The 25,793-nt window shown below is 60.5% G+C and carries 21 protein-coding genes and 1 tRNA gene; 6 read left to right on the top strand and 16 right to left on the bottom strand.

All coding sequences use genetic code 11. The features are described 5' to 3' along the window. Nucleotides 1–217: 217 nt before the first annotated feature. The 6 genes from pepN to AC2LD7_RS10560 all read right to left on the bottom strand — a co-directional run bounded on the left by pepN (nt 218) and on the right by AC2LD7_RS10560 (nt 7,046). Nucleotides 218–2,875: an aminopeptidase N gene (pepN, locus tag AC2LD7_RS10585; RefSeq protein WP_484597698.1), complete on the bottom strand. Its 2,658-nt coding sequence runs from the start codon at nt 2,873–2,875 to the stop codon at nt 218–220. A gap of 200 nt (nt 2,876–3,075) precedes the next feature. Next, nucleotides 3,076–3,909 carry a DUF2797 domain-containing protein gene (locus AC2LD7_RS10580; RefSeq protein ID WP_484597697.1) on the bottom strand — a complete coding sequence of 278 codons (834 nt, stop codon included), beginning with the start codon at nt 3,907–3,909 and terminating at the stop codon, nt 3,076–3,078. Beyond that, nucleotides 3,909–4,184 carry a YeaC family protein gene (locus AC2LD7_RS10575; RefSeq protein ID WP_484597696.1) on the bottom strand — a complete coding sequence of 92 codons (276 nt, stop codon included), beginning with the start codon at nt 4,182–4,184 and terminating at the stop codon, nt 3,909–3,911. Before AC2LD7_RS10575 ends, AC2LD7_RS10580 begins: the two co-directional genes overlap by 1 nt. Nucleotides 4,185–4,337: 153 nt before the next feature. Then, complete coding sequence (locus tag AC2LD7_RS10570) at nt 4,338–5,195, bottom strand: rhomboid family intramembrane serine protease (RefSeq protein ID WP_484597695.1); 858 nt, start codon at nt 5,193–5,195, stop codon at nt 4,338–4,340. A 4-nt stretch (nt 5,196–5,199) separates the two neighbouring features. Beyond that, nucleotides 5,200–6,159, bottom strand: a complete 960-nt coding sequence (locus AC2LD7_RS10565; RefSeq protein WP_484597694.1) for a metallophosphoesterase — start codon at nt 6,157–6,159, stop codon at nt 5,200–5,202. Beyond that, nucleotides 6,159–7,046 carry an NAD(+) kinase gene (locus AC2LD7_RS10560; protein ID WP_484597693.1) on the bottom strand — a complete coding sequence of 296 codons (888 nt, stop codon included), beginning with the start codon at nt 7,044–7,046 and terminating at the stop codon, nt 6,159–6,161. Before AC2LD7_RS10560 ends, AC2LD7_RS10565 begins: the two co-directional genes overlap by 1 nt. A gap of 209 nt (nt 7,047–7,255) precedes the next feature. On the opposite strand from AC2LD7_RS10560, the gene AC2LD7_RS10555 reads away from it, so the two are divergent. Further along, on the top strand, nt 7,256–8,188 hold the full coding sequence (locus tag AC2LD7_RS10555; RefSeq protein WP_484597692.1) for a DUF1853 family protein: 933 nt from the start codon (nt 7,256–7,258) through the stop codon (nt 8,186–8,188). A gap of 101 nt (nt 8,189–8,289) precedes the next feature. Then, nucleotides 8,290–9,510: a chromate efflux transporter gene (gene chrA / locus AC2LD7_RS10550; protein WP_484597691.1), complete on the top strand. Its 1,221-nt coding sequence runs from the start codon at nt 8,290–8,292 to the stop codon at nt 9,508–9,510. Nucleotides 9,511–9,521: 11 nt separating this feature from the next. On the opposite strand, the gene AC2LD7_RS10545 is transcribed toward chrA, so the two are convergent. The 5 genes from AC2LD7_RS10545 to AC2LD7_RS10525 form a co-directional block, all read right to left on the bottom strand. Continuing rightward, nucleotides 9,522–10,628, bottom strand: a complete 1,107-nt coding sequence (locus tag AC2LD7_RS10545; protein WP_484597690.1) for a cyclic nucleotide-binding domain-containing protein — start codon at nt 10,626–10,628, stop codon at nt 9,522–9,524. A gap of 23 nt (nt 10,629–10,651) precedes the next feature. Next, nucleotides 10,652–11,605 carry a 1-aminocyclopropane-1-carboxylate deaminase/D-cysteine desulfhydrase gene (locus tag AC2LD7_RS10540; protein WP_484597689.1) on the bottom strand — a complete coding sequence of 318 codons (954 nt, stop codon included), beginning with the start codon at nt 11,603–11,605 and terminating at the stop codon, nt 10,652–10,654. Nucleotides 11,606–11,610: 5 nt separating this feature from the next. Further along, complete coding sequence (locus tag AC2LD7_RS10535; protein ID WP_484597688.1) at nt 11,611–12,972, bottom strand: chromosome partitioning protein ParA; 1,362 nt, start codon at nt 12,970–12,972, stop codon at nt 11,611–11,613. Nucleotides 12,973–13,157: 185 nt separating this feature from the next. Beyond that, nucleotides 13,158–13,598, bottom strand: coding sequence for a nuclear transport factor 2 family protein (locus tag AC2LD7_RS10530; protein ID WP_484597687.1), 441 nt, complete (start codon nt 13,596–13,598; stop codon nt 13,158–13,160). 46 nt (nt 13,599–13,644) lie between these two features. Next, the gene (locus tag AC2LD7_RS10525) at nt 13,645–15,675 is read right to left on the bottom strand and encodes an oxidoreductase (RefSeq protein ID WP_484597686.1); all 2,031 of its coding nucleotides are present in this window, start codon (nt 15,673–15,675) and stop codon (nt 13,645–13,647) included. A 219-nt stretch (nt 15,676–15,894) separates the two neighbouring features. On the opposite strand from AC2LD7_RS10525, the gene AC2LD7_RS10520 reads away from it, so the two are divergent. Next, the gene (locus tag AC2LD7_RS10520; RefSeq protein WP_484597685.1) at nt 15,895–16,902 is read left to right on the top strand and encodes a carbon-nitrogen hydrolase family protein; all 1,008 of its coding nucleotides are present in this window, start codon (nt 15,895–15,897) and stop codon (nt 16,900–16,902) included. Further along, on the top strand, nt 16,902–17,939 hold the full coding sequence (locus AC2LD7_RS10515; protein WP_484597684.1) for an AraC family transcriptional regulator: 1,038 nt from the start codon (nt 16,902–16,904) through the stop codon (nt 17,937–17,939). The genes AC2LD7_RS10520 and AC2LD7_RS10515 overlap by 1 nt, the downstream gene beginning before the upstream one ends. Before the next feature lie 241 nt (nt 17,940–18,180). Here AC2LD7_RS10515 and AC2LD7_RS10510 read toward each other — a convergent pair whose 3' ends face one another. From AC2LD7_RS10510 to AC2LD7_RS10495, 4 genes are all read right to left on the bottom strand, one after another. After that, nucleotides 18,181–18,339 carry a DUF2474 domain-containing protein gene (locus tag AC2LD7_RS10510; protein ID WP_484597683.1) on the bottom strand — a complete coding sequence of 53 codons (159 nt, stop codon included), beginning with the start codon at nt 18,337–18,339 and terminating at the stop codon, nt 18,181–18,183. A 24-nt stretch (nt 18,340–18,363) separates the two neighbouring features. Further along, entirely contained in the window at nt 18,364–19,371 is a 1,008-nt protein-coding gene (gene cydB, locus AC2LD7_RS10505) for a cytochrome d ubiquinol oxidase subunit II (RefSeq protein ID WP_484597682.1), read from the bottom strand. 2 nt (nt 19,372–19,373) lie between these two features. After that, nucleotides 19,374–20,813 carry a cytochrome ubiquinol oxidase subunit I gene (locus AC2LD7_RS10500; RefSeq protein ID WP_484597681.1) on the bottom strand — a complete coding sequence of 480 codons (1,440 nt, stop codon included), beginning with the start codon at nt 20,811–20,813 and terminating at the stop codon, nt 19,374–19,376. A gap of 412 nt (nt 20,814–21,225) precedes the next feature. After that, nucleotides 21,226–21,302: transfer RNA gene (locus AC2LD7_RS10495), tRNA-Asp, on the bottom strand. A gap of 334 nt (nt 21,303–21,636) precedes the next feature. Between AC2LD7_RS10495 and AC2LD7_RS10490 the strand changes: the two genes are divergently transcribed. After that, the gene (locus AC2LD7_RS10490; RefSeq protein ID WP_484597680.1) at nt 21,637–22,266 is read left to right on the top strand and encodes a type II secretion system protein N; all 630 of its coding nucleotides are present in this window, start codon (nt 21,637–21,639) and stop codon (nt 22,264–22,266) included. A gap of 3 nt (nt 22,267–22,269) precedes the next feature. After that, complete coding sequence (gene gspD / locus AC2LD7_RS10485) at nt 22,270–24,540, top strand: type II secretion system secretin GspD (RefSeq protein WP_484597679.1); 2,271 nt, start codon at nt 22,270–22,272, stop codon at nt 24,538–24,540. 37 nt (nt 24,541–24,577) lie between these two features. Here gspD and AC2LD7_RS10480 read toward each other — a convergent pair whose 3' ends face one another. Next, nucleotides 24,578–25,789 (bottom strand): O-succinylhomoserine sulfhydrylase, encoded by a 1,212-nt coding sequence (locus tag AC2LD7_RS10480; protein ID WP_484597678.1) that lies wholly within the window; start codon nt 25,787–25,789, stop codon nt 24,578–24,580. Nucleotides 25,790–25,793 lie beyond the last annotated feature (4 nt).

The raw sequence follows: 25,793 nt of genomic DNA, 5'->3' as shown, positions 1-25,793 counted from the left end.
GCGCCGGCAATTGTCTGGACGTTATGTTTTGTTAAACCGCGATGAATGATGTTGCGCAATTAACCGGCCTGATAGCACGCGGACTTCAACGCTGCTCGTTTCGCTGTGCGGAGCGGCGAGGATGTGGCGTTATTGCAATGCCGAAAACACGATTCCCGCACCGGAGCGCGGGAATCGTCGGAGCTCAACCGGCCACCTTGCGTGGCCGTTGTCGGCGTCAGGCCAGGCTCTTGCTGACCACCTCATAGACGTCGCTGGACAGCTCGCCAGAAGCGAGAATCCGTTCCAGCTCGGCCTTCATCAATCCTTGGCGGCTGGGGTCGTACTTACGCCAGCGGGTCAGCGGCGCCAGCAAGCGCGAGGCGATTTGCGGGTTGAGCTTGTTCAGCACGATCACCTGATCGGCAAGGAAGTGATAGCCGGCACCATCGGCCCGGTGGAAGTTGACCAGATTCTGATTGGCGAAAGCCCCGATCAGGGCACGAACCTTGTTCGGGTTCTTCAGCGTGAACGCCGGGTGCTGCATCAGGTGCTGGACACGCTCAAGGCCACCCGGCTGGGTGTTGCCGGCTTGCACGCTGAACCACTGATCCATTACCAGCGGGTTGTCCTTGAACTGCTCGGCAAAGGTTTCGAGGGCCTTGTCGCGCTCGGCCTCGAAATCCGAATTGACCAGCACGGCCAGTGCCGTCAGGCGCTCGGTCATGTTGTCGGCCTGCTCGAACTGCTCGACGCAGGCAGCGACGACTTCAGGTTTGCCGCTCAGCATCAGGTATGACAGAGCGATGTTCTGCAGAGCACGACGGGCGAAGTGACTGGCTTCGGCAACGTAAGGCGTCTGCCGGGACAGTTCACGGTTGGCCTGGTAGCGCTTCCAGAGCAGTTCGAACAGCGCCGTGGCGATGCCCTGGCGGGCGAAATCGCGCGCCGCGTGAATGGCATCGACGTCCGCCACCTCGCTGATCTCGGTAAGGTAGGCCTCGCTCGGCAGCGACAGCATTTCGGCGACCATCGCCTGATCGAGGCTTTCGTCTTGCAGCAGGCTGCGCAGCGCCGCGACCAGACGCTGATCCAGTTGCAGCACCTCGCCGCGCTGATGCTGGCCGATCATTTCCTGCAGCACCTGTACCGACAGCTGCTGCCCCGCCTCCCAGCGGTTGAATCCGTCGGAATCATGCTGCATCAGGAACATCAGTTGATCGCGGCTGTACGGAAACTCCAATTTCACCGGTGCCGAGTAACCGCGCAGCAACGAGGGCAACGGCTGCTCGGCGACATCGACGAAGGTAAAGGTCTGCTCGGCCTGGTCGACCGCCAGCACGCGAGTCATACCGTCTGGGGCGTCTTCGCCTTGCAAGCGCAAGGCAATCTCGTTGCCCTGGCCATCCAGCAGGCCCAGCGAGACCGGAATCACGAACGGCAGCTTTTCTCTTTGTCCCGGTGTCGGCGGGCAGCTCTGGCGGAAGGTCAGGCTGTAGGTTTTGGCCGTTGCATCGTATTGCTCACTGACGGCGAGGCGCGGCGTGCCCGCCTGGCTGTACCAGCGCTTGAACTGGGTCAGGTCGGCGTCGTTGGCGTCTTCCATGGCCTTGACGAAATCATCGACGGTCACGGCCTGGCCGTCATGCCGCTCGAAGTACAGGTCGCTGCCCTTGCGAAAGCCCTGCTCGCCCAGCAGCGTCTGGATCATGCGCACCACTTCGGCACCCTTTTCGTAAACGGTCAGGGTGTAGAAGTTGGAGATCTCGATGAAGGATTCCGGGCGCACCGAATGCGCCATCGGGCCCGCGTCTTCGGCGAACTGATGGGTACGCAGGTAGGACACGTCCTCGACGCGCTTGACGGTCGGCGAGTTCATGTCGGCGCTGAACTGCGAATCGCGGAAGACGGTGAAGCCTTCTTTGAGCGACAGCTGGAACCAGTCGCGACAGGTCACGCGGTTGCCGGACCAGTTGTGGAAATATTCATGGGCAACGATCGCCTCGACCCGCTGGTGCGCGGCATCGGTGGCCGTTTCAGCGCGCGCCAGCACGGCGCTGGAGTTGAAGATGTTGAGGCCTTTGTTCTCCATGGCGCCCATGTTGAAGTCGTTGACCGCGACGATCAGGAAGATGTCCAGGTCGTACTCGCGACCGTAGGCCTCTTCGTCCCACTTCATCGACTTCTTCAAGCTATCCATGGCGTGCTGGCATTTGTCGATGTTCTCCGGCTCGACGTAAATACGCAGCGCGACGTCGCGACCGCTCATGGTGGTGAAGCTGTCTTCGACGCACCAGAGGTCGCCGGCCACCAATGCGAACAGATAGGCCGGTTTCTTGAACGGATCTTCCCAGGTTGCCCAATGGCGGCCGTCGTCTTCTTCGCCGCTGGCGATTGGATTGCCGTTGGACAGCAGGATCGGATAGGCATGCTTCTCGGCGCTGACGGTGGTGGTGAACTTGCTCATCACGTCGGGGCGGTCGAGGTAGTAGGTGATCTTGCGAAAGCCCTCGGCCTCGCATTGGGTGCAGAACATGCTGCCGGATTTGTAGAGGCCTTCCAGCGCGGTGTTGCTCTCAGGGTGGATCACCACCGTGCTGTCGAGCGTGAAGCTGGCGGCGTCGGGCTGTAGCGTCAGGCTTTCCTCGGCGATCTCGTAATCGCCCAGGCCCAGCTGGCGGTCGTTGAGCGACAGCGACATCAACTCAAGCTCCTGGCCGTGCAACTGCAAAGGCGGCAGACCGGCACCAGCCTCCGGGTTGCGTCGCATGACCAGCTGCGCATGCACCAGGGTACGGTCCTCGTACAGTTCGAAGGTCAGGTGGGTTTCATCGATCAGGTAATCCGGGACCTGATAATTTTTCAGATGAATGACTTTCGGTTGTTCTGTGCGCATGTAATTGGGCCTCTTCGAGGCAGCTCAAGCGGCAAGCTTCAAGCTGCAGGTTTGTTCGGTGGCAGCCGGTGAGGTCGGCGTTCATTGACTGTCTCGTAGGGTGGATGTCGCTTTTACATCCACCGTTCTCAAAATCGGCGGGGCGTAAGTCGCCACCTCGTGCTGTGGATCGGTAACGCGTGACCCACCCTACGAACTGCTTATGCCGCGGAGCTGGCCGCGACCTGATAAGCCGTGAACTTGCGAATGTTGATCACGCCGGTATCCAGGATCAGGTATTGACCCTTGATGCCGCGCAGGGTGCCTTCCACGACGGGGGTCTTTTCCAAGTCTAGACTGACGATCTTGGTTGGATAGGCCTCTACCGGGTAGCAGATCTCCAATACTTCGGCATCCGCCACCGGCTGGATCGCTTGCAACCCGTAGCGCTGCTGCAGGCCTAGCAGGCCTTCGGCGCAGGCGTCGAAGATTTTCTCGCGCATTTCGATCAGGTCGATGGGTTGCGCATCGCCCTTGAGCAGCGCGCGCCAATTGGTGCGATCAGCAACCTGGCTGCGCAGCAGGTCTTCAACCATGCCTGACTGCTGGCGGGTGGCGACGCGCATGATCGGCAGCGCCTGACTGGCGCCCTGATCGAGCCAGCGCGTCGGCAGCTGCGTAGCGCGGGTGATGCCGACCTTGATGCCCGACGAGTTGGCCAGATAGACCACGTGGTCGGTCATGCAGAAATCCAAACCCCACTGCGGATCACGACAGGTACCGAAATCGTGGTGGCATTTTTCCGGGCTCATGATGCAGATGTCGCACTGCGGCAGCTTCTTGAAGCAGGGATAGCAGTAGCCCTGGCTGAAGCTCTTGTTGGTCTTGCGCCCGCAATGAGTGCAGTTGATGGCGCCGAGGTACTCCAGCCGCAGGGTTTTGCCGATCAGCGGATTGACCGGCACCAGCTCGTCGTTCAGGCGGAAGGAGTATTGCGCCGGCGCGCCGAGCTGAACCGACATCTTGCTCAAGGCGCCACGTCCCAGTTCCAGCATCAGTGACGGGTTCCGGAAGCTGGTGCGAACAGGCTGGTATCGATCGGCGCCTTGTTCTTGCTCTTGGAGGCGCATTCCTGGCCACCCATGTAACCGGTGCGCTCTTCTTCCGGCAGGTTCTGGATTTCCCAGGCGATCATCGCGCCTAGGCAGGTTTCCTTCTGCTCGGGAGTCAGTTTGCGGCCGTCACTCCACTTGCCCAGTTCGACGGCGGTTTTCAGATTTTCGTAGATTTCGGGGGTGATGTTTTCGATGGCATCGATAAAGGACGACATGGCCGGCTCCAGGGAAACAAGCGCGCATTCTAACGGAAGAAACGGCTACAAGCCGCATGCTTCAGGCGGCAGGCAAAGCAGTGTTTGCCGTGGCAGGTTGGCCATCCTGGCTTGGCTCTTGCCAGCTCGTAGCCTGAAGCATGAAGCATGAAGCTACCCCCTTCGCGCCAGCGTGCCGCCGATCACACCAGTGATGCAGCCCGCCACGAGCCCGCCGACATGGGCCGCGTTGGCAATCGCCAGCGCACCGAAGCTCACCACCTCGATCAACCCGGTCAGACAGATCACCAGCCAGACCAACATCAGCACCACAACACCGGGCGGCAGGCGGTAGGCCTCGTCCGGCGACAGTTTCTGGAACAACCAACAGTGGCCGAGCAGCCCGTACAAGACGCCGGATAATCCGCCGAAAATCCCCGGCCCGCCGAAGCTGTATTGCGCCAGGTTGGAGACAACGCCGAACACCAGCGTCAGCCCAAGCAGCATCAGCGCACCTTGGCGATATTCGATACGTCGCCCGAGCTCCCAATACCACATCGAATTCATCGCCAGATGCAGAAAGCCAAAGTGCACGAAGATTGGCGTCACCAGCCGCCACCACTCCCCTGCGGCGAGCGTCTGCTCAAGGGTGGCGAAATAGGCATATTCGCCGTCGATACGGAAGTCACTGAAGCTGAACCAGCGGATGGTTTCGAAATTCTCACCGAGCATGGTGACGGCGGCTGCGACCATCGTCAGCAACAACACCGCAGCGGTCAGCGGGCTTCGGCGCAGGCTCGCCACGAAACCTCCACCACGAAGCGGCGGTTGCTCGACAACCACAGCGCCGTCGCCTCGAGGGTAGCGCTGGTAAAGCTCACGGACCTGCTCGGCAGTTTCCGCCGGGACTCGCAAGACTTGCTCGCCCGACTCCTCGGACACCCGGCAAGGCACCTGGAGGCGTCGCAGCAAGGCAATGAAACCACTCAGGTCTTCCGACAGCGGCAGGCGCAACGCCTCGACAACAGCCATTTATTTATCGCTCCACGTCCACCCAGACGAACTTCGCCGGGTCGAGTCTTGTTTCCTGATCGAGCCGGTAGGCGACGAGTTTGCCGTACTTGACCGCGCTGTAGTCCAGGCAGGCCAGGTTTGGCCGAATGGGTGCAGGCATGCCGCTACGCCAGTAATGCCCGACGAACAGCAGCGGGTTATCGGGACCGTAGAGAAACAAGCGGCTCTTCTGACTATCGCTGAGCAGCAAGCGGGCCGCTTTTTCCGGCAAGCCGTCGGGCTGGAAGACGATGTCGCCGTAGGTTTTCGGATTCTCTTCCCAGAACTTAGTGCGGAAAACGCTACGTGTGAAGCCCTCGGCACTGGTCACTGTCAGACCTTCCGGCAGCGGCATGTCGGTGCCGCGCAGCAGACGATCCAGCGCTTTGGCCGCAAAGCCATCCGCGAACGCAGCGTCACAGAGAAACTTATCGTCGACGCATCCGTCATTCAGCCGCTCACGCAGCTGGGCGATTACCGCGCCATCCCAGCAAGCATGCACCACGCGAAAATGATCGCTTTCAAGGAACAGCGGCAGCTGCTTGAACCATTCACGAAACGCCTGCCATTCCTCTGGATACTGCTCGAACTGCTCGAACGTCTGCTGCAGCAACATCTCATAGCGCGGCGTATGCTCGCGGACGAAGGCCTTGCCACTTTCCGGTGGTGCCGGGGTATACCAGCCCAGCGCATTGAATTCGTGATTGCCCATGATGCAATAGGCCTGCCCGGCCTCGACCATGTCGTGCACCAGATGCAGCGCCTCGCGGATACGCGGGCCACGGTCGATGATGTCGCCAAGAAAGATGACCTGCCGCCGAGAGTGTTTCCAGACGTCACCATGCTGGCGATAGCCGAGCTGATCGAGCAGACGCGCCAGGGTGTGTGCGCAACCATGCACGTCCCCGATGAGGTCGTAGCTGCGCTCCGGATCGACAATCACTATTCCCCTCCACCGAGGCGACTACCCCAGCCAAGCTTGGTACGGCAGACCTCGTAATAGTTGTGGTCCAGCGGGTGTATCAGGTGCAGTTTCTGCGGCTTCTTGCGCACGGTGACGGTATCGCCCGGCGCGCAGGTGAAATGGTTCTGCCCATCGCAGGATACTTGCGGATAGATCTGCATGTTCGGTGAGACCACGATTTTCAGCTCACTGTTGCCATCCACCACGATCGGCCGGCTGGATAACGTGTGTGGATACATCGGCACGATGACGATCGCATCAAGACGTGGGTGCATGATCGGCCCGCCGGCCGAAAGCGAGTAAGCGGTAGAACCAGTCGGTGTAGCGACGATCAGGCCGTCGGCCTTCTGGCTGCAGACGAATTGCCCATCGATGTACAGCTCGAACTCGATCATCCGCGTCGACTTGCCAGGATGCAGTACCACGTCGTTAAGCGCATCGCCCTCGCCGATGGATTCCTCGAAACGCCGCACCTGCGCTTCCAGCAAGAAGCGATTCTCCAGCGTGTACTGCCCGCTGAGCACCTCCGCGACCTTCTCTTCCAACTCATCTGGGCGAATGTCGGTGAGAAAGCCCAGGCTGCCGCGGTTAATTCCCAGCACCGGTACACGATGTCGGGCCATCGCCCGCGCCGCACCGAGCAGGCTGCCATCTCCGCCTACGACGATCACCAGATCGCAGGACTCGCCCAGCCTTTGCCGTGACGACGTCTGCATGCCATGACCCGGCAACACCTCGGCAATGTTCTCCTCGAGAATCACATGCAGATGGCGCTCCACGAGGAATCGCTTCAGTCGGCGAATGGTATCCAGCACCTGGGAGCTGCCCAGGCGGCCAATGATGCCGATATTACGGAACTGATCCATTGAAGCTCCCTGACTAGGAGTGACTATTAACGGGCGGCACGGCAGCCAAGAGACACTGACAGGCCGGAGCGTAACAGGCACTAGATTGGTGTCGCATGGGTGCGCTTGAGTTCAACACCCTGCTCGGCGCGCAAGCCCATTGCAGTGCGGCGGAAGATTATGGGCGAAAGCCCGAAGTGGCGGCAAACCATCCCAGCTATGCTTGCTGCATGAGCCTTCCCCCGCTTGCCGATTTGTTGCCCAGATTAGTGCACCCTCAGGTGCGGGATCTCGCCTGGGTGCTGCTGTCACCGCCACTGCTGAGCGATACGCCGTCGGCACAGCGTCACCCGCTGACGGCCAGTCGCTGGGCTGAGCGACCCGGAGAACTTGCCGACTGGCTGTTATTGCTCGATACACGGCCGATCGTGCTCCAGGCGTGGCTTGCGCAGCACAGCATTCGCCGGCTGGGGCTGTATTACGAACGCCTTTGGCAGTTCGCGTTGTGCCAAGCGCCGGATATCGATCTGCTGGTAGCCAACCTGCCGATCCGCCAGGACGGTCATACGCTGGGCGAGTTGGACCTGATCCTGCGCGATGCCGAAGGCGTGCATCACCTGGAGCTGGCGGTGAAGTTCTACCTTGGTCTGGACGACGGCGACCGTACTCGACACGACCACTGGTTAGGCCCCGGAAGCCATGACCGACTGGATATCAAATTGCGTCGCCTATGCGAGCATCAATTGCAGCTCTCCTCCAGTCCTCATGCCCGCGCGCTGCTGTGCGAGCTGACCTGCTGCGAAATCAACAGCGCGCTCTGGCTCGGCGGCTATTTGTTTCAACCGTGGCCGAGCGGGTGTGAACCACCCGCAGGCGCCGACTCCTCGCATCTTTACGGAAAATGGCTGAGGCATTGCGACTGGCGAGGCTTTGCCGATAGTAACCACGACGCGCATTGGCAACCTCTGCCCCGCCACGCCTGGCTTTCGTCGGCTCGATTGGCCAGTAGCGAAATCTGGCAACCAGCGGATTTCGACAGCTGGGTCGCAGATGCCGACAGCCAGCGCCAAGCAAAGCTGCTGGTCCGCCTCGAACCCGACATGAATAATTTCTGGCTCGAACGGGAGCGACTGTTTCTGGTCCCTGACGCCTGGCCGACCTAACCGGAGAAGCCGTTCCTTTCGTCGCCAAACCGTCATCTGCATCCTCCACACTTCATCGCGCCAGCGATGTCGAAATTCTTGGAAACGTGAACAGCCGACAGATGTCCTCAACCCGAGTCCATTCAGACCAATTACTGCGTTCAAGCACCTGGACCATCTTCTTGGTGTTTCTTCGCCTGGGCCTGACCTCTTTTGGCGGCCCGATCGCCCACCTCGGTTATTTCCGCGAAGAGTTCGTCGCTCGCCGGCGCTGGCTGGATGAGCCGGGGTATGCCGACCTGGTGGCGCTCTGTCAGTTTCTACCCGGGCCGGCCAGCAGCCAGGTCGGGATTGGTATTGGCCTGCTGCGTGGCGGTTACAGTGGATCGTTAGCCGCCTGGGCCGGTTTTACGCTGCCTTCGGCGATCGCTCTGACACTGTTCGCGATGGGCATTGCTAGCTGGGGCGACGCCTTGCCGGATGGGCTCTTGCATGGCCTGAAGATCGTCGCGGTAGCGGTCGTGGCCCAGGCCATATGGGGAATGGCGCGCAACCTCTGCACCAACGGGACGCGCATCACCGTTGCGCTGGCTGCGGCCTGCGCCGTACTGGTATTGCCTACCGTCTGGGCACAGCTCGGAATTATCGTTATCGCAGGGATGGTCGGGTTGCTCCTGTTTCGTCCAACCATGAACTCATCGTCGTTGCCGTTCCAGCCCCGTGTCGGCCGCGCGACAGCCAGCTTGTTTCTGATTCTGTTCTTTGCATTGCTGATTGGACTGCCCGCGCTGGTCGCCCTCTCAACAAGCCAGTCGCTGGCACTGATCGACACGTTCTATCGCGCCGGCGCGCTGGTGTTCGGCGGCGGCCACGTCGTGCTGCCGTTGCTACAGGCCGAGGTGGTACCCAACGGCTGGGTCAACAATGACACCTTTTTAGCCGGCTACGGTGCGGCACAGGCGGTGCCAGGCCCACTGTTTACGTTTTCCGCGTTTCTTGGGGCCTCGATGAGCGGCAGCAACGGCAACCTGGCAAACGCAGCCGTGTGCTTGATCGCCGTATTCATTCCGTCGTTTCTGCTGGTATTCGGCGTCATGCCCTTCTGGGATCGGCTGCGCGCCAGCCGCCATATGCAGGCGGCACTGGGCGGGGTCAACGCTGCGGTGGTCGGCCTGCTGCTGGCCGCCCTGTATGACCCGGTCTGGACCCATGCAATCTTCGGCCCCGGCGACTTCGCTCTGGCGCTGATCGCGCTGGTCGCGTTGATGGTCTGGAAGCTACCACCCTGGCTAGTGGTGCTGCTCGGCGGTATCGCAGGCTGGGCGCTCGCAACATTGCTTTAAGCGCGCCGGGATCAGCCGCTACGTTCGGTGCGTCCGCCGGAGCGCGCCAAGTAGCCGCTGCCCTGCTCACATAGCAAGGTGGCATATTCATCCATGGGCAGCGCATCGAGGCCATCACGCAACGAATAGGCAGTGAAGCCCAGTTGGGTCAACAGAAATACCGCACTGGCACTGCGCTTGCCACTGTCGCAATAGCACAGATATATCCGGTCCTGTTTAAGCAAGCGGACCTTGAGGCGCAACAGGTGCAGAGGCATGTTCAGCGCTTGTGGCGCGTGCCCGTGCTGATATTCGTCGAGCAACCGGACATCCAGCCATTGCGCGCCCCTGACGATCAAGTCGCTCGCCTCGGCAAGATTGAGTTCGGCAACCACTGGTGCCTTCAACAGCGCGATAAAATCCTGGCGCGCCAACCGCAACACACAGGCATCCTCGAGAAGCGTCACGGTGGCGTTTCGCGGACGCTCGGTCAGCAGCGCTTCTTCGCCGAAGCAGGCGCCGACATCCAGCTCCGCCACCACCTGTCCTTCGTTACCGAAGCCGGTCATGACCTCAGCACGCCCACTCTTGAGAAAGTAACAGCAATCACCGACCTCGCCTTCGCGCAACAGCACATGACCGGCGGGCAACTCGATCGATTCGATTTTGTTCAGCATGTCTCGCACATTTTCTGGCGGCACCTTGGCGAACAGCGGATTTTCCAGCAACTCCTCGAGCCAGTCCGTCAGCTCGCCAACGGTCGCCAGTTCCAGCAGCAGATCGGCATTGGCCTGATGCCATGACAGCAAGCGGCACAATTGGGCGCTATCGAGCGCTAGCACGCTGGAATCCTCCAGGGCTCGCACATTGCTTAGCCGCGTGCCGGCATTGAACGCGTGGCAGCTTTCCGGGGAACCAGCGACCATGCGCCGCTGTTCGCCGTCCGGGCCCTGCATGGACAAGGCACCCGCAAGCAGGAAATAGCTCGATCCAGTCTCTGTATCGTCACCGAACAGCAGCTCGCCGGCGAGCAGCGGCCGGGGTGTAAGCTGGTCACGAAGTTCCTGGACCCGGCGGGGCGAGAGCGCATTGAGCGGAATCAGACTACGTAACTGATCGTGAAGCAGCGGCTTGTTCATCCAGGTTTCCAGAAAACGGTAGGTCAGCGCAGCAGCTCGTCCAGCTGTGCCTGGGCACCTCGTCGGCCTTGGAGGCCACCGGTGTGCACGAAGATGAGCCGCATACCCCTGGCAAAATAACCGCGCTCTACATAAAGGCGCAATGCCATCATCGCTTTTGCCGTGTACACCGGTTCCAACGGCAGCCCGGTTGCACGCTCGGTTTCCAGCAGCAATCGCGCGAGCGGCTCGTCGAAACGGCCGAAACCACCGCGGCTCGCATCGAACAGCTGATAACCGTCATCAGTGATTCCAACCTCCTTCAACAGCCTGCAGACTTCTTGTGCCACGCCGTGAGATGAAGGGCCGGCCAGCGCACCATGAACCGGGCGCCGCGTCTGTTCCGCCTCACCGATGACGAGCCCGGCCAGCGTCGTGCCGGTCCCGACTGCCAGCCACCAGCCGTCATGATCATCCCAGCCGAGGGCCGCAAGCTGTTCCTGCACATGAGCCACCAGCGGTGCACAACCCAGGGCCCCAGAAAGCCCCCCTCCGCCTTCAGGCACACAGTAATGATTCGGATATCGTTCAAGCCAGGGTGTGAAGAAGCCTGGTTGGTGCCGCTCGCGGTAACCGCCGAAGCCCAGCCAATGCAGTTGCATGCCGAAGCCTTGCAGGTCCTCTATGGTTGGCGTCAGCTGTGGGTTGCCGCGCAACAAACCGACGCTGGCCAGACCGAAGCGCCTTGCAGCTGCCGCCAATGCGTGAAGATGATTGGAATGCGGTCCGCCGAGACTGATAAGCCCCGACGCATCGGCCGCATGCGCTGCGTGAAGATGATGGGAGAGTTTGAACCACTTGTTGCCAGACAGCTCGGGATCGACCAGGTCCAGGCGCAGCACCGCGACTTGTACGCCAGCACGCTGCAGCCAGGGCAGGTCGATGGGCTGCAGCGGTGCTGTCACTAGCTCGGGGAAATTGGATGGGATCGCAGGCAAGCGCGTCAGCTACCGGTACGCAACCGGCCCTGCGATCGATGCCTGGCACAGCAGTTGGACTCACCGATGACGAAGCGGCCAGGCGAATCGACTTTGTCTAGCGGCATGCTGCATCGCTCCCCGCTGGAAAGCGTCGCAATGCAGCTGGGCTGTTGATAATGCTGGACCCATTGGCCGTACTGCTCTTCGGATACGCCGCACTTGGCAGCGGCATATGCCAGAGGATTCTGCTGATAGCGCGTCATGTCCTGCAGAGGGATGGTCAGGTGGCCGGCACCAGGATGGTAGGCCATGAACAGTACGCCCATGTGTGAAAGCCGCTCCAGCACCCGATCGCCATTCTGCTCGGCAAGCGCATCACGTTGCTTCTGAAGCTGTTCGATTTCATCCTGTAACTGGCTATCCAATTCGTTGCGGTAGGCCAGCTCCACGTCACGGATCGCCACCTGTTCCTTGTATTCGGCGACCGCTGCTGCGATCTGCGCTTGCATCTCGCTATCGAACTGCTCACGTGCGGCATCAGCTTCGGCGCGACCGTTCTGCTCCAGGACGCGCAGTTGCTGGCTCATCTCTTCACGATTCTTTTGGAAGCCCTCGGCCTGGACGCTTAGCTGTACACGCCATTCGGCCGCAAGTTGTTCCTGCTGGCGTAGATCGAGGCGCAACTGGGCAATTTCGTCCTGCAGTTTGGCCTGCTGTTGCGCGGCCCATTCACGCAGCTTGTTGATATCGGCTTCGCGCTGTTGCTCAAGGCTGGCGATGCGCAAGCGCTGCTGTTTGATGAGCTGGGCGGCTTTGAGGCGCTGCTCCTGTTCGAGCTTTTCAGCTCGCCGGGTGGCGACTTCCTTGGCCGGGTCAGGCGCGTACCAGGTTTCTTCGGCAACCATCTGCAACCGCTCGGTAGGCACGGTCTGAGGCGCTTCGTCTTCGACCAGCAGACCCAGTTGATTGCGCTTGATCCGATCACGCAACATGACAAAGTGGTTCTTGCCCTGGGTCAGCTCCGGGTCCCACAGGTGCATCTGGTGCCAGGACACCGGGCACTGGCTGCGGCAGGCCAGGCGAATCGGCCCGGCGCCCAGATCCGGTCCGCGTCCGGTGCGCTCGGCCAGATTGCGCAGCGGAATGTTCCAGCCAGTGTCGGCCGAACCGTCTTCGTTGAAATCGAGATAAAAGAACACCGCCGCACGTATCTGCAGGCGGGTGTTGACCAGGACATAGGCGACACGCATTTGCTGATCGGCGAACTCCGGCATGCTCACCACGCCATCGAGCATGGCCTCGAATTCCGGATAAAGCATTTCCTTGCAGACGCCGCCATCGTTGAAGAACAACACGGCTTCGACCGTCTGCGGTTTTTTTTGCATGCTCGGCATCCTCAACAGCTTGAACGGCCAGCGAGTTTCAGGACAACAAACGCATCGCCGCTATCCCATGGTCGGCGCAAGTTTAGGGGAAAAAACGAAACCGGCAATGTGACTGGGTTGGCAGCGACCTTGGCGTACGGAGCTACCCGAAGAGGCGCCGCCAGCAAACTGTGACAGGGTTGGGATTACGCCGGTCGGGGCTTCAGTGCTGCAAGCTGAGGTGCCAAGCGCCTCGCCATTTCTTCGCCGAGCGCCTGCAGTCCGCTCATGGGGCGCACCATGACTTCGAAATCGGTGATCAGCCCGGACTCGTCGAAGCGAATCATGTCGATGCCCTTGAGCTGCCGTTCACCGACACGCGCGCTGAACTCCAGCACTACGCTCATGCCGTCGGCGCTGGCCAGCTCTCGGTGATAAACGAAATCTTCAAAGACTTCGATTACGGTGTTGAGGATCAGATTGACCGCCGCCGCCCCTTCGTATGGTTTGTAAGCCATCGGTGAGCGAAATACTGCCTGCGGGTGGAGCAGCTCGAAAAGGCGGCTGAGATCAAGGGTCTCGATCATTCGATGCCAACGTTGCAGGCTGGCAGCTGCGGCGGGTTGCAAGGATAGAGATGTGCTCATGCGGTGCTCCTATTAAGAAGCCCCGCTCGGAGCGGGGCTTGGAAACTCAGATCTCGGCCGCAAGGCGTGAACCCTGGTTGATTGCGCGCTTGGCATCCAGCTCGACGGCAACATCCGCGCCACCGATCAGATGCACTTGGCGGCCGGCTGCCTCGAGCTCGGCCTGCAGTTCACGCAACGGATCCTGCCCGGCACATATGATCACCGTGTCCACTGGCAGCAATTGCGGCTCGCCTTCGGCAACTCGGATGTGCAGCCCCTCGTCATCGACCTTGAGATATTCCACGGCGCTGAGCATCTGCACCTGTTTGTTCTTCAGACCGGTCCGGTGAATCCAGCCGGTGGTCTTGCCCAGACCGTTACCGACCTTGGATTTCTTGCGTTGCAGCAGATACACCTGGCGCGCCGGCGCATGCGGTGCCGGCTGGATCCCGGCGACACCGCCGCGCGCCTCCAACCCGAGATCGATGCCCCACTCCTCCCAGAATGCTTCGCGGTCCAGGCTGGTCGACCGGCCATTGTGGGTAATGAACTCCGAGACGTCGAAGCCGATGCCGCCAGCGCCTATCACCGCGACGCGCTGACCGACCGGCTTACGCTGCAGAATGGCATCGAGATAGCTGATCACCATTGGATGCTCGATTCCTGGAATCTCCGGTGTACGTGGTGCGATACCGGTGGCGAGAATAATTTCATCGAAGCCGCCAGCCAGCAGCTCGGTAGCACTGACGCGGGTATTCAGATGCAGATCGACGCCTGTGCTCTGGAGCTTACTGTTGAAGTAGCGCAGAGTTTCGTAGAACTCTTCCTTGCCCGGCACGCGCTTGGCAATGTTGAACTGGCCACCGATTTCGCTTGCCGAGTCGAACAGCGTTACCTGATGGCCACGCTCAGCCGCGACCGTGGCCGCCGATAAGCCAGCCGGGCCCGCACCAACCACGGCGATTTTCTTCACCGCCGCGGTGGAAATATAGTTCAGCTCGGTCTCGTAGCAGGCGCGGGGATTGACCAGGCACGTGGTCAGCTTGCCGCCGAAGGTGTGGTCGAGACAGGCCTGATTGCAGCCGATACAGGTATTGATGGTATCGCTGCGATCAGCCGCCGCCTTGTTGACGAAGTCCGGATCGGCGAGGAAGGGTCGCGCCATGGAGACCATGTCGGCATCGCCTTCGGCCAGCACCTGCTCGGCGACTTCCGGGGTATTGATGCGGTTCGTCGTGATCAGCGGAATGCCGACCTCGCCGCGCAGCTTCGCCGTCACCTTGGTGAAGGCCGCACGCGGCACCTTGGTGGCGATGGTCGGAATGCGCGCCTCGTGCCAGCCGATGCCCGTGTTGATCAACGTAGCACCGGCCTGTTCGATGGCCTTGGCCAATATCACTACTTCATCCCAGGTACTGCCGCCTTCCATCAGGTCGAGCATGGACAAGCGAAAGATGATGATGAATGCCGGCCCCACCGCCTCCCGCACGCGGCGAACGATTTCGATTGGCAGGCGCATCCGGTTTTCGTAGCTGCCACCCCAGCGATCATTGCGATGATTGGTGTGAGCAACCAGGAACTGGTTGATGAAGTAGCCTTCCGAACCCATGATTTCGACGCCATCGTAGCCGGCCCGCTGGGCCAGGCTGGCGCAATTGACGAAGTCTCGGATCTGCTTTTCGATGCCCTCTTCGTCCAGCTCACGCGGCGTGAACGGGTTGATCGGTGCCTGGATGGCGCTCGGCGCGACCAACTTTGGACTGTAGGCGTAACGACCGGCATGGAGAATCTGCATGCAGATCTTACCGCCCGCCTCGTGCACGGCCTGGGTAACAATCTTGTGCTCTTCGGCTTCTTCCGCGGTGGATAGCTTGGCCGCTCCCGCACGCACCGAGCCTTCCTCGTTGGGACCCACGCCACCCGTGACGATCAAGCCAACACCACCGCGAGCGCGCTCGGCGAAGAACGCCGCCATGCGCTCGAAGCCGTTGGGCATTTCTTCGAGGCCGGTATGCATCGAGCCCATCAGCGTGCGGTTGCGCAGCGTGGTGAAGCCCAAGTCCAGCGGGGCCAGCAGGTGCGGAAAGGCAGTCATGTTCGTTCCTCGATCAGGCAGCACGGGCGTTTGTGCCGGTATTCAACGGTAGGATCGCCACGCCTCGTCGGGCCGTGGTCGCTATTGCGCGAAGATAAACAGGCGTCATCGAGCGCTCAATGATCAAAACTGACAAGTCTCTGACCCTAAAGCACAAAGAACTTGGCAATCGAACAGCAGATGCCTAGTCTCTCGACATACTCATTAAACGTCCTTGTCATGCGCACCCACAGCAAGCTGCTCGGCCTGGCGGTACTCACCCTTGCCGCAATGATCATCTACCTCGACTGGACGCGCGATCGGCGCAGCGGCCCGCTGTTATCGGACCTACGCACTCTGCCGATCAGCACCCAGGGGCAACCGAGAGCCACCGGCAATTTACTCGGGATCGAAACCCGATTGATGCCGGCCGATTACCAAAGCAGAGAACGACTGCGTCTGAAGTTCGCCACCTACCTCAACCAGGCGCGCAATGCCGGGCTGTTGACCTCGCGCACGGTTGTCGTGCTGCCCGAGCATGTTGGGACCGGGCTCTTCGCCCTCGGCGAGAAACCCGAGGTTCAGCAGGCCCGTACCCTGCGCGATGCGATGCAGTGGATGGCGCTGAGCAATCCCTGGGATTACCTGCGTGCGCTGTTCGATAACGAAGGCGACGATCGCCGCACCGAAGCCGTGCTGAAGATCAAGGCGCGACAGATGGCCGATGACTACCAACTCATCTTCGGCGGCCTCGCAAGGGACTACAGCGTGACGTTGGTTGCCGGCTCCATCGTGCTTCCGGAGCCTCGCCTGGAGGACGGGCGCTTGCAGCTCGGAGACGGTCCGCTCCGGCAGGTCAGCTTGAGCTTCGCCCCGGACGGAGAGCCAATCGCGCCGTTGCAATACAAAATGACACTTAGCCGGTACGAGCGGCGTTACAGCGAAGCTCCCGACAAAAAGCCTTCCCCCTCGTTGCAGACGCCCGCTGGTCGCTTAGCCGTGCTGATCGGCTGCGATGGCTATACCCGCTCCGCTCCAGCCGATGCCGAACTGCTCGCTGTGCCAGGCGCACGAGACGATCCATCCAATACTTGCGCAACCCACGCCCCAATGGGAACAGAGCTGCCACGCATGGAAGTACATACGCTCGGGCTGCCTTGGAATCTGGTCGGCTCGCCTCACAGACCTACACGGCACAATCACGGTGAGCCCGTGCAATTGAACAACCTCTGGCTGCCGGAGCGGTAATGAACCGACAGCGAGTACGGCTCGGTGACCTCTCGGTAGGGTTCGTGCACAGCCTGAGCAGCGCGCTGCAGGAAAGGCAGATCGACCCACAACCACTGCTGGAAGCCTACGGCCTGGATCTGGCACGCCTCTCCGAGCCGCGTGCCCGTTTATCGATCCCGCGTTATATGCGTCTCGGTCACGCGGCCATGCAGATGACTGGCGATCCGGGCCTGGGGCTGGAAATGGGCGGGCTGCGCAAAGCCGGGCATCTCGGCCTGGTCGGTATCACTTCGACCCAAGCGCCGACAGTCCGTGAAGCGGCTCGCGCGTTGATACGCTACGAGCCGTTGTATGCATCCAACTACCGCGGCGCCTCAGGATTTCACGAGGACGCCGAAGGGGCCTGGTTGAGGTTCTATTCGATCAGCCCATACAACAGCTACAACCGATTCGTCGTCGATACCGTGCTGGCCAGCTGGATTACTCAGTTGGGGGCGGTCGCGGCATGCCCGTTGTCGCCTGCCGCGGTTCAGATCGAATTCGACCGACCCGACTACGCGGCGCGCTACGAGGCGTTTTTCGCCAAACCCGTGGTATTCAATGCCGAGCACAATCAACTTCGGCTGGACAAGGCCACGCTTGCATTGCGCAACCCCGAGCACTGCCCCGGCACCTGGCGCCAGCTGCTGGAACTCTGCGAAGCGGAGCTGGAGCAGCGCACCCGAACTCGCAGCCTGCACGAGCGGGTAACGCAACTCTTGGGACCGATGCTCAAGGGCCAGGAGCCGGACCTGCAACAGATCGCCAGTCGTCTGCAGCTTCCGCCCTGGACGCTGCGACGTAAATTGGAAGAAGAAGGCACCAGCTATCGGGCGATCCTCAATGACACGCGACGCGACCTGGCAATGGCCTACATCCGCGATACCGAATCGGCTTTCGGCGAAATCGCCTGGCTACTCGGATTCTCCTCGGCGGAGGCTTTTCAGCGTGCATTCAAGCGCTGGAGTGGACAGACGCCCGGCGAATACCGGCGCGCACAGCGGCAAGCCGGGTGACATCAAAGCTCGAAGGCGTCTTCGGCAGGCTCAGGGCCGTCCTGCTCTGCCGCGTGCCATTCGAGAATTTCATCTTGATAGTCGTCCATCGGAACGTCCTCTATTAAGGGTCATTGTTGGCTAACACAGACCATGCCAAAAAGACTAACGGACGCATATGAAGAAAGCGTGAACGCCGCAATTGGCCTTGCTTTGCCAATTCAGCCCGGGTTGTAGCCTCACCCCTGAACCCTTCAGGTGTTCAAGGCGTCGACAGACCAGCGGCGGTCATGAACTGACGCAACAGCCAGGCGACCACACCAAGCGCAAGCACACTGGCGGACCAGATCACTACCAGCCAGGTCATTCGCTTCCATAGCGGCTTCGGTCCAGACGCACTGCTTTCGTGCTTTTTCTGCATGCGAGGCTCCATGACGGGACAGACTCAGTGGTAGCCATCTTCGGCGCTGACTTTGCCGCGGAACACGTAATAGCTCCATGCGGTGTACATCAAGATCAGCGGAATGATCAGCAGCGCGCCAACCAGCGTGAAGCCTTGGCTCTGTGGTGGCGCGGCGGCATCCCAGATACTCACCGACGGCGGGATGATGTTCGGCCAGAGGCTGATACCCAGGCCGCTGTAACCTAGAAAGATCAGCGCCAGGGTAAACAGGAACGGCGAATAATGGGCGTAGCGTGCGATCGATCGCAGCAACCCGACGGTGCACAGCAGCACGAGGATTGGTACTGGCATGAAGAGGATCAGATTCGGCATGCTGAACCAGCGCTCGGCTATGTCCGGGTGCGTCAGTGGTGTCCAGATGCTGACGATGCCGGTCACTGCCAGGACCGCCCAAACCAGCGGAATACCGATATCGTGCATCCGCTTCTGTAGATCGCCAGCGGTTTTCATGATCAGCCAGGTACAGCCCAGCAACGCGTAGGCGGCGATCAAGGCCAGACCGCAGAACATGGAAAACGGCGTCAACCAATCCAGCGGCCCACCGGCATAGGCGCGATCAACCACCGGGAAACCATCGATGAAGGCACCCAGAGCGACACCTTGAAAGAAGGTCGCCGCCAGCGAACCGCCGACGAACGCCTTGTCCCAGATATGCTGACGCGCCGCGCTCGCCTTGAAGCGGAACTCAAAGGCAACGCCGCGGAAAATCAGCCCCATGAGCATGAAGATGATCGGCAGATACAGTGCCGAGAGCACCACCGAATAGGCCAGCGGAAACGCAGCGAATAGCCCGGCGCCGCCAAGCACCAGCCAGGTTTCGTTGCCGTCCCAGATCGGTGCCACGGTATTCATCGCCACGTCGCGCTCGGAGCTGTCGGCCAGGAACGGAAAAAGAATGCCGATGCCCAGGTCGAAGCCATCCATCACGACGTACATCATGATGCCGAAAATGATAATGACGGCCCAAATCAGCGAAAGATCGATACCCATGTTCAATTCCTCTCGCCCAGTTGGTCGCCACGGTCGTGGGGCATCGCCTCGTCGGCGGCGGAAAGCGGTCGCATCGGCGTGCGTTTTTCCCCGGGTCCACCGGCCCCCTTCTCGTTGCCCTCGTTAGTTACCGGCCCCTTGGCGATCAGGCGCAGCACATAAACGAAACCGGTGCCGAAGACTGCGAAGTAGATCAGCACGAACATCGCCAGGGTCAAACCGATCTGTTCGGCGCCATGGTTGGAGACGGCGTCCGCGGTGCGCATCACCCCGTAGACCACCCAAGGCTGACGGCCGACTTCGGTGGTGAACCAGCCGGCCAATATCGCGACGAGTCCAGACGGGCCCATGCACAGCGCCAAACGCAGGAACGGTCGAGATTCGTATAGCCTTCCGCTGCGCCGCAGCCAGAGGCTCCACAAACCAGTAAGGATCATCAAGAAGCCCAGCGCGACCATGACCCGGAACGTCCAGAATATGATGGTCGAGTTGGGCCGGTCTTCAGGCGGGAAATCCTTGAGCGCCGGAATCGGCTCGGTCAGGCTGTGTTTGAGGATCAGGCTACCCAGATAGGGAATTTCCACCTTGAAGCGCGTCTCTTCACGCTCCATATCCGGCCAACCGAACAGCAGCAGCGGGGTCGCCTCGCCCGACGAATTGTCCCAATGTCCTTCCATCGCGGCTATCTTGGCCGGCTGATGCTCCAGCGTATTGAGACCATGGAAGTCTCCAACCACCGCCTGGATTGGCGCGACGAGCAGCGCCATCCACATCGCCATCGAAAACATCTTGCGGACCGCCGGGTTGTTTCTGCCGCGCAGCAAATGCCAGGCTGCAGAAGCCCCAACGAGAAATGCCGTGGCCAGGAACGCCGCGATCGCCATGTGCGTCAGGCGATAAGGAAACGAGGGATTGAAGATGATGGCGAACCAGTCCACCGGAACCACGATGCCATTGATGATCTCGTGCCCCTGCGGCGTATGCATCCAACTGTTCGAAGCAAGAATCCAGAACGTGGAGAGCAGCGTGCCGGCCGCCACCATGAGCGTCGAAAAAAAGTGCAGCCCGGCACCGACGCGATTCCAGCCGAACAGCATGACGCCGAGAAAGCCGGCCTCGAGAAAGAACGCGGTCAACACCTCATAGGCCAGCAACGGTCCGGTGACGCTACCGGCGAACTCCGAATAGGCGCTCCAGTTGGTGCCGAATTGGTAGGCCATGACGATGCCGGAAACGACACCCATGCCGAAGTTGACGGCGAATATCTTCAGCCAGAAATGATAGAGATCGCGGTACACCTGACGCTTGGTCTTCAACCACAGCCCTTCCAGCACGGCGAGGAAACTGGCCAGCCCGATGGTGATCGCCGGAAAAATGATGTGAAAGGAGATGGTGAAAGCGAACTGGATTCGCGCAAGCTCGAGAGCTTCCAAACCGAACATTAAAAACCCCTCGTCAGTAGCCGCTTGCCCCTGGCTCATTGATGTCATCACGCATTTACAGACAACAGGGAAACACAAGGGTGCGCTCCGCGCCCCGTAACAGATTGACGCAGACCAGCCGAAAGCGGATGAAAAGAATGGGCGTGTCAGGTGGCTCCGGCGCACGTCAGCCAACGCAGCATGCAGTCCGGGCGACTATAGGAACGAGGGGGTTTGCCGCCTACGATGTCGGGCGGAAGTGCCTCATGGATGATGAGAAAACGTACCGTAACGAATCGATAGCGCCAGAACAGCAATTTTCTGGCTTAGGAGTCTATGTAGCAGGTAAAACGGCGGGACTAAAAACGGAAAAAGCGGCCATATGGCCGCTTTTAACGAGACTTCCGGTCGTTCAGATGACCAGAAGCGAATATGGCGCAGCGGACGGGACTCGAACCCGCGACCCCCGGCGTGACAGGCCGGTATTCTAACCGACTGAACTACCGCTGCGCGTCGGCCGGACTTTCGTCCGATTCGCAAGTCCTGCGGTGAAGCAGCAGCCAATCGTTGATACAACTGACTGATCACCTTGCGAGGCGCGCAATTTACGCATCCACCAGAATCAAGTCAACAGCCAGTAGCGTTTTTTTCATAGAAATAACGGTCACTTGCAAGCACGCTTGGGATTCACCGCCAGCCGGGCACCTTTTGCCTGAAAAACAGTCAGTTGCACTGGCATACTCAGGTACTTGCTCGTCATGGCCTCAGTTTGGATTGAGAGGACGCCTCGAAGTCTGGACCATCGGTCATGGTCATCTTCATTTAGCTTCACGGAGTGCCTAGCTTGGCTTCCCCCGCAGCAGTGCACAAAGTTCGCCAGCACGCGCCGATGATCGCCAGTGCGGCTATCGTCGTGCTCTTCGGCCTCTACTTGGCTGGCCAGATCAGTGGATGGCTAAAACTTGCCCAGACGCCGCCGGAAACCGCGGCTGACAGCGGCCAACCTGCGGGGGTCGTGCCCGACTTGCAGCGCATGGAAAGCCTGTTCGGAACAGCGGCCAGCCAAAGCTATGCACCCGGTACATCGAGTTCTGATCTAACCTTGCTCGGCAGCTTCGTTCATGCCGACCCTGCTCGCTCCACGGCAATCATCCAGTTGAGCGGCCAGCCGCCACAGCTTTATAGGGTCGATGAGCAACTGGAATCGGGTGTGGTACTGCAAAGCGTTCATCCGGATAGGGTAGAGATACAGCGCGGCGGCCGAATCGAAAGCCTGTATTTTCCGAGCACCCGCTCCGCTACTGCCGTGCCCGACAACCTGCCGGACTACAGTGAACCTGCAGAAATGGATCAACTCGACCCGCAGGCGGAAATGTTGCAACAACAGATGGAAGCGCTTCGCCAACAAATGGAAGGGACTAACAGCCCGCCAGAGAACATGCCCTCCAATGAACCGCCCACGGAAGATAACTGACCGATGCTGCCTTTTTCCTCCCGCCCGCTCATTGTACTGCTCGCTGCCGGCCTGCTTGCCGCCCCCCTACCGCTGCTGGCAGCTGATCCAGGAATTGAGCCGAGCGAAACTCAACAGGACGGCTGGACGATCAACCTCAAGGACGCGGATATCCGTGCCTTCGTCGATCAAATCAGCCAGTTGACTGGCCAGACATTCATCGTCGATCCAAGAGTAAAAGGGCAGGTCAGCGTGGTGTCGTCGACCACGCTCTCATTGTCCGAGGTCTATCAGCTATTCCTCTCAGTGATGGCGACTCACGGCTACAGCGTGCTCACCCAGGGGGAGGTTGCGCGAATTGTGCCAAACGCCGAAGCGAAATCGGAAGCGGGCGGCGGGCCGACCGGCGGCGATCTGCTGGAAACCCGGGTCATTCAAGTCCAGCACACCTCTGCGACCGAGCTGATTCCACTGATTCGACCGCTGGTTCCGCAGTATGGCCACCTCGCCGCGGTCGCCTCTGCCAACGCGCTGATCATCAGCGATCGCAGCGCGAATATTGCGCGCATCGAGGATCTGGTTCGCCAACTCGATCGCGCCCAAACCGGCGACCACAGCGTGGTGGACCTGCAATTTGGCTGGGCCGTGGATATCGCCGAAGTGTTGCGCAACACGCTGGCTCGTGGCGAAGCCAGGGACACCGCCGGCGCTCAGATCATCGCCGATTCACGCACCAATCGCCTCATCTTTACAGGACCGGGACAAGCACGGCAGAAGCTAGCCAGCCTGGCGAAAACGCTCGACACGCCCAGCACCCGATCGGCCAATACACGGGTCATCCGCCTGCGCCACAACGACGCAAAATCGCTGGCAGAGACGCTCGGCGATATTTCGGAGGGGCTCGCCACGCCTATTGACGGCGAAGCACAAGGTGGAAGGCCACAGAACATTCTCATTCGCGCCGACGAGAGCCTCAACGCACTGGTAATGCTCGCCGACCCTGAACTGATCGGCACATTGGAATCGATTGTCCGTCAACTGGATATCCCGCGCGCACAGGTCATGGTCGAGGCCGCCATTGTCGAGGTCTCCGGCGATATCACCGACGCGCTAGGCGTGCAGTGGGCGGTAGACGCACGCGGCAGTACGGGCGGCGTCGGCGGCGTCAGCTTCGGCAATACCGGCATCTCGATCGGCAGTGTGCTCAACGCGATCAGCGAAGACGAGATCCCCAGCAACCTTCCCGACGGTGCCATCATCGGTGTGGGCACTCGCAGCTTCGGCGCGCTCATCACTGCACTGTCCGCCAACAGCAAGAGCAACCTGCTCTCCACACCGAGCCTGCTGACGCTGGACAATCAGGAGGCGGAGATTCTGGTCGGTCAGAACGTCCCCTTTCAGACCGGCAGTTATACGACTGACTCGTCCGGGGCAAACAACCCTTTCACCACCATCGAGCGACAGGACATCGGTGTGACGCTGAAGGTAGTGCCGCATATCAACGACGGTGCCACGCTGCGCCTGGAAATCGAACAGGAAATCTCGTCGATTGCGCCATCGGCATCGCTTTCGGCGCAGGCAGTCGACTTGGTGACGAACAAGCGTTCGATCAAAAGCACCATTCTTGCCGAGGACGGTCAGGTGATCGTGCTAGGCGGCCTCATCCAGGATGACGTGACCCGCACCGATTCAAAGGTCCCGTTGCTTGGGGACATCCCCTTGTTGGGCGCGCTGTTTCGCTCCACGCAGGACACTCACGTCAAGCGCAACCTAATGGTGTTTCTGCGGCCAACGGTAATCCGCGATCGCGCCGGACTGGCTGCGTTGTCCGGCAAGAAATACAGCGATATCCGGGTCATCGATACCGATTCGGACAGTCCGAGCATCCTTCCCGCCACCCCCGAGCGGCTTTTCGATGGCCAGGGGCAACCTGCCCCGGCAATCGACCTCCGCTCCAACGAGCCGGCGCAACGCAGCGCTGTGCCAAGCGCACCCGCGACGCAACGTGCACCGGAGACCTTTACGCCACAGACCCAACTCCGGGAGCAGCCGTCGGTGCGTTCGGGCTGGTCCGTACAGCTGGCAAGTCTGCAGAACCGCGATAGCGCCATGGCGTTGCGGGAGAAACTGGTTACAGCGGGCTTCGCCGCTTATGTGAGAACGACAGGACGCACGCATCGCGTCTTCGTCGGGCCGGTAGATCAGCGCCAGGAAGCCAACCGGCTCCGGGACCAACTGTCCGACGAACAGCGTCTGGATGGCTTCGTGGTGAATTTCGAACCAGCCGGCGATTGACGGCAGATCAATGCGGCCCTCGCGGGCCGCACTTGCATCAGAGCGCCGCCAACCCGCGAGCCAGATCGGCCTTCAGGTCAGCCACGTCTTCCAGACCCACCGCCACACGGATCAGATTGTCGCGAATCCCGGCCGTCGCGCGATCTTCCGGGGAAAGCCGGCCATGCGTGGTCGATCCCGGATGGGTGATGGTCGTCTTGCTGTCGCCCAGGTTAGCAGTGATAGAGATCAGCCGAGTCGCGTCGATGAAGCGCCACGCACCCTCCTTGCCCCCCGCCACCTCGAAACTCAATACCGCGCCAAAGCCCTTCTGTTGACGTTTGGCGAGTTCGTGTTGCGGATGGCTTGGCAAACCAGCGTAATAAACCTTTTCTATACCCGGTTGTTGCTCGAGCCACTCGGCGAGCACCTGAGTACTAGCGCAATGCGCCTGCATACGCAGCCGCAAGGTTTCCAGGCCCTTGAGAAATACCCACGCATTGAATGGGCTCAATGTCGGACCCGCCGTACGCAGAAAGCCCACCACCTCTCTCATCTGCTCGGCGCGACCAGCGACCACACCACCCAGGCAGCGCCCTTGTCCGTCGATGTACTTGGTTGCGGAATGGATGACGATATCGGCCCCGAGCGACAACGGCTGTTGCAACACCGGCGTGCAGAAGCAGTTATCCACCGCCAACATGGCGCCTTGGGCATGACAGAGCTTGGCCAGCGCCTCGATATCCACCAACTCAGCCAGAGGGTTCGAAGGTGACTCGACGAAGACCAACTTGGTATTGGTTTTGAAAGCCGGTTCCCAAGCAGTTACATCCGTGAGCGGTACGTAGTCGACCTCGAGTCCGAAGCGCTTCAGGTATTTCTCGAACAACGATACCGTCGCGCCGAAGACGCTACGCGAAACCAGCACGTGATCGCCGGCGGAACACAGACTCATCACCATCGCCAGAATAGCGGCCATGCCGGACGCGGTCGCCACGGCTTGTTCGGCTCCTTCCATGGCGGCAATGCGCTCTTCGAATGCACGCACGGTCGGGTTGGTATAGCGCGAATAGACGTTTCCTGGCACTTCACCGGCAAAACGCGCAGCAGCATCAGCGGCACTACGAAAAACATAGCTGGAGGTAAAGAAAAGCGGTTCGCCGTGCTCACCTTCGGGAGAGCGATGCTGGCCAGCACGAACAGCCAGAGTATCCATGCCTGCGTCGGACAGATCACTGTCCAGCCGGCCAGCGTCCCAGTCGATTGTCATAGTC

It is taken from the genome of Stutzerimonas sp., assembly GCF_982611455.1.
Note: the sequence above shows the minus strand (reverse complement) of the source record. Positions and strands in the feature narration are given on the sequence as shown.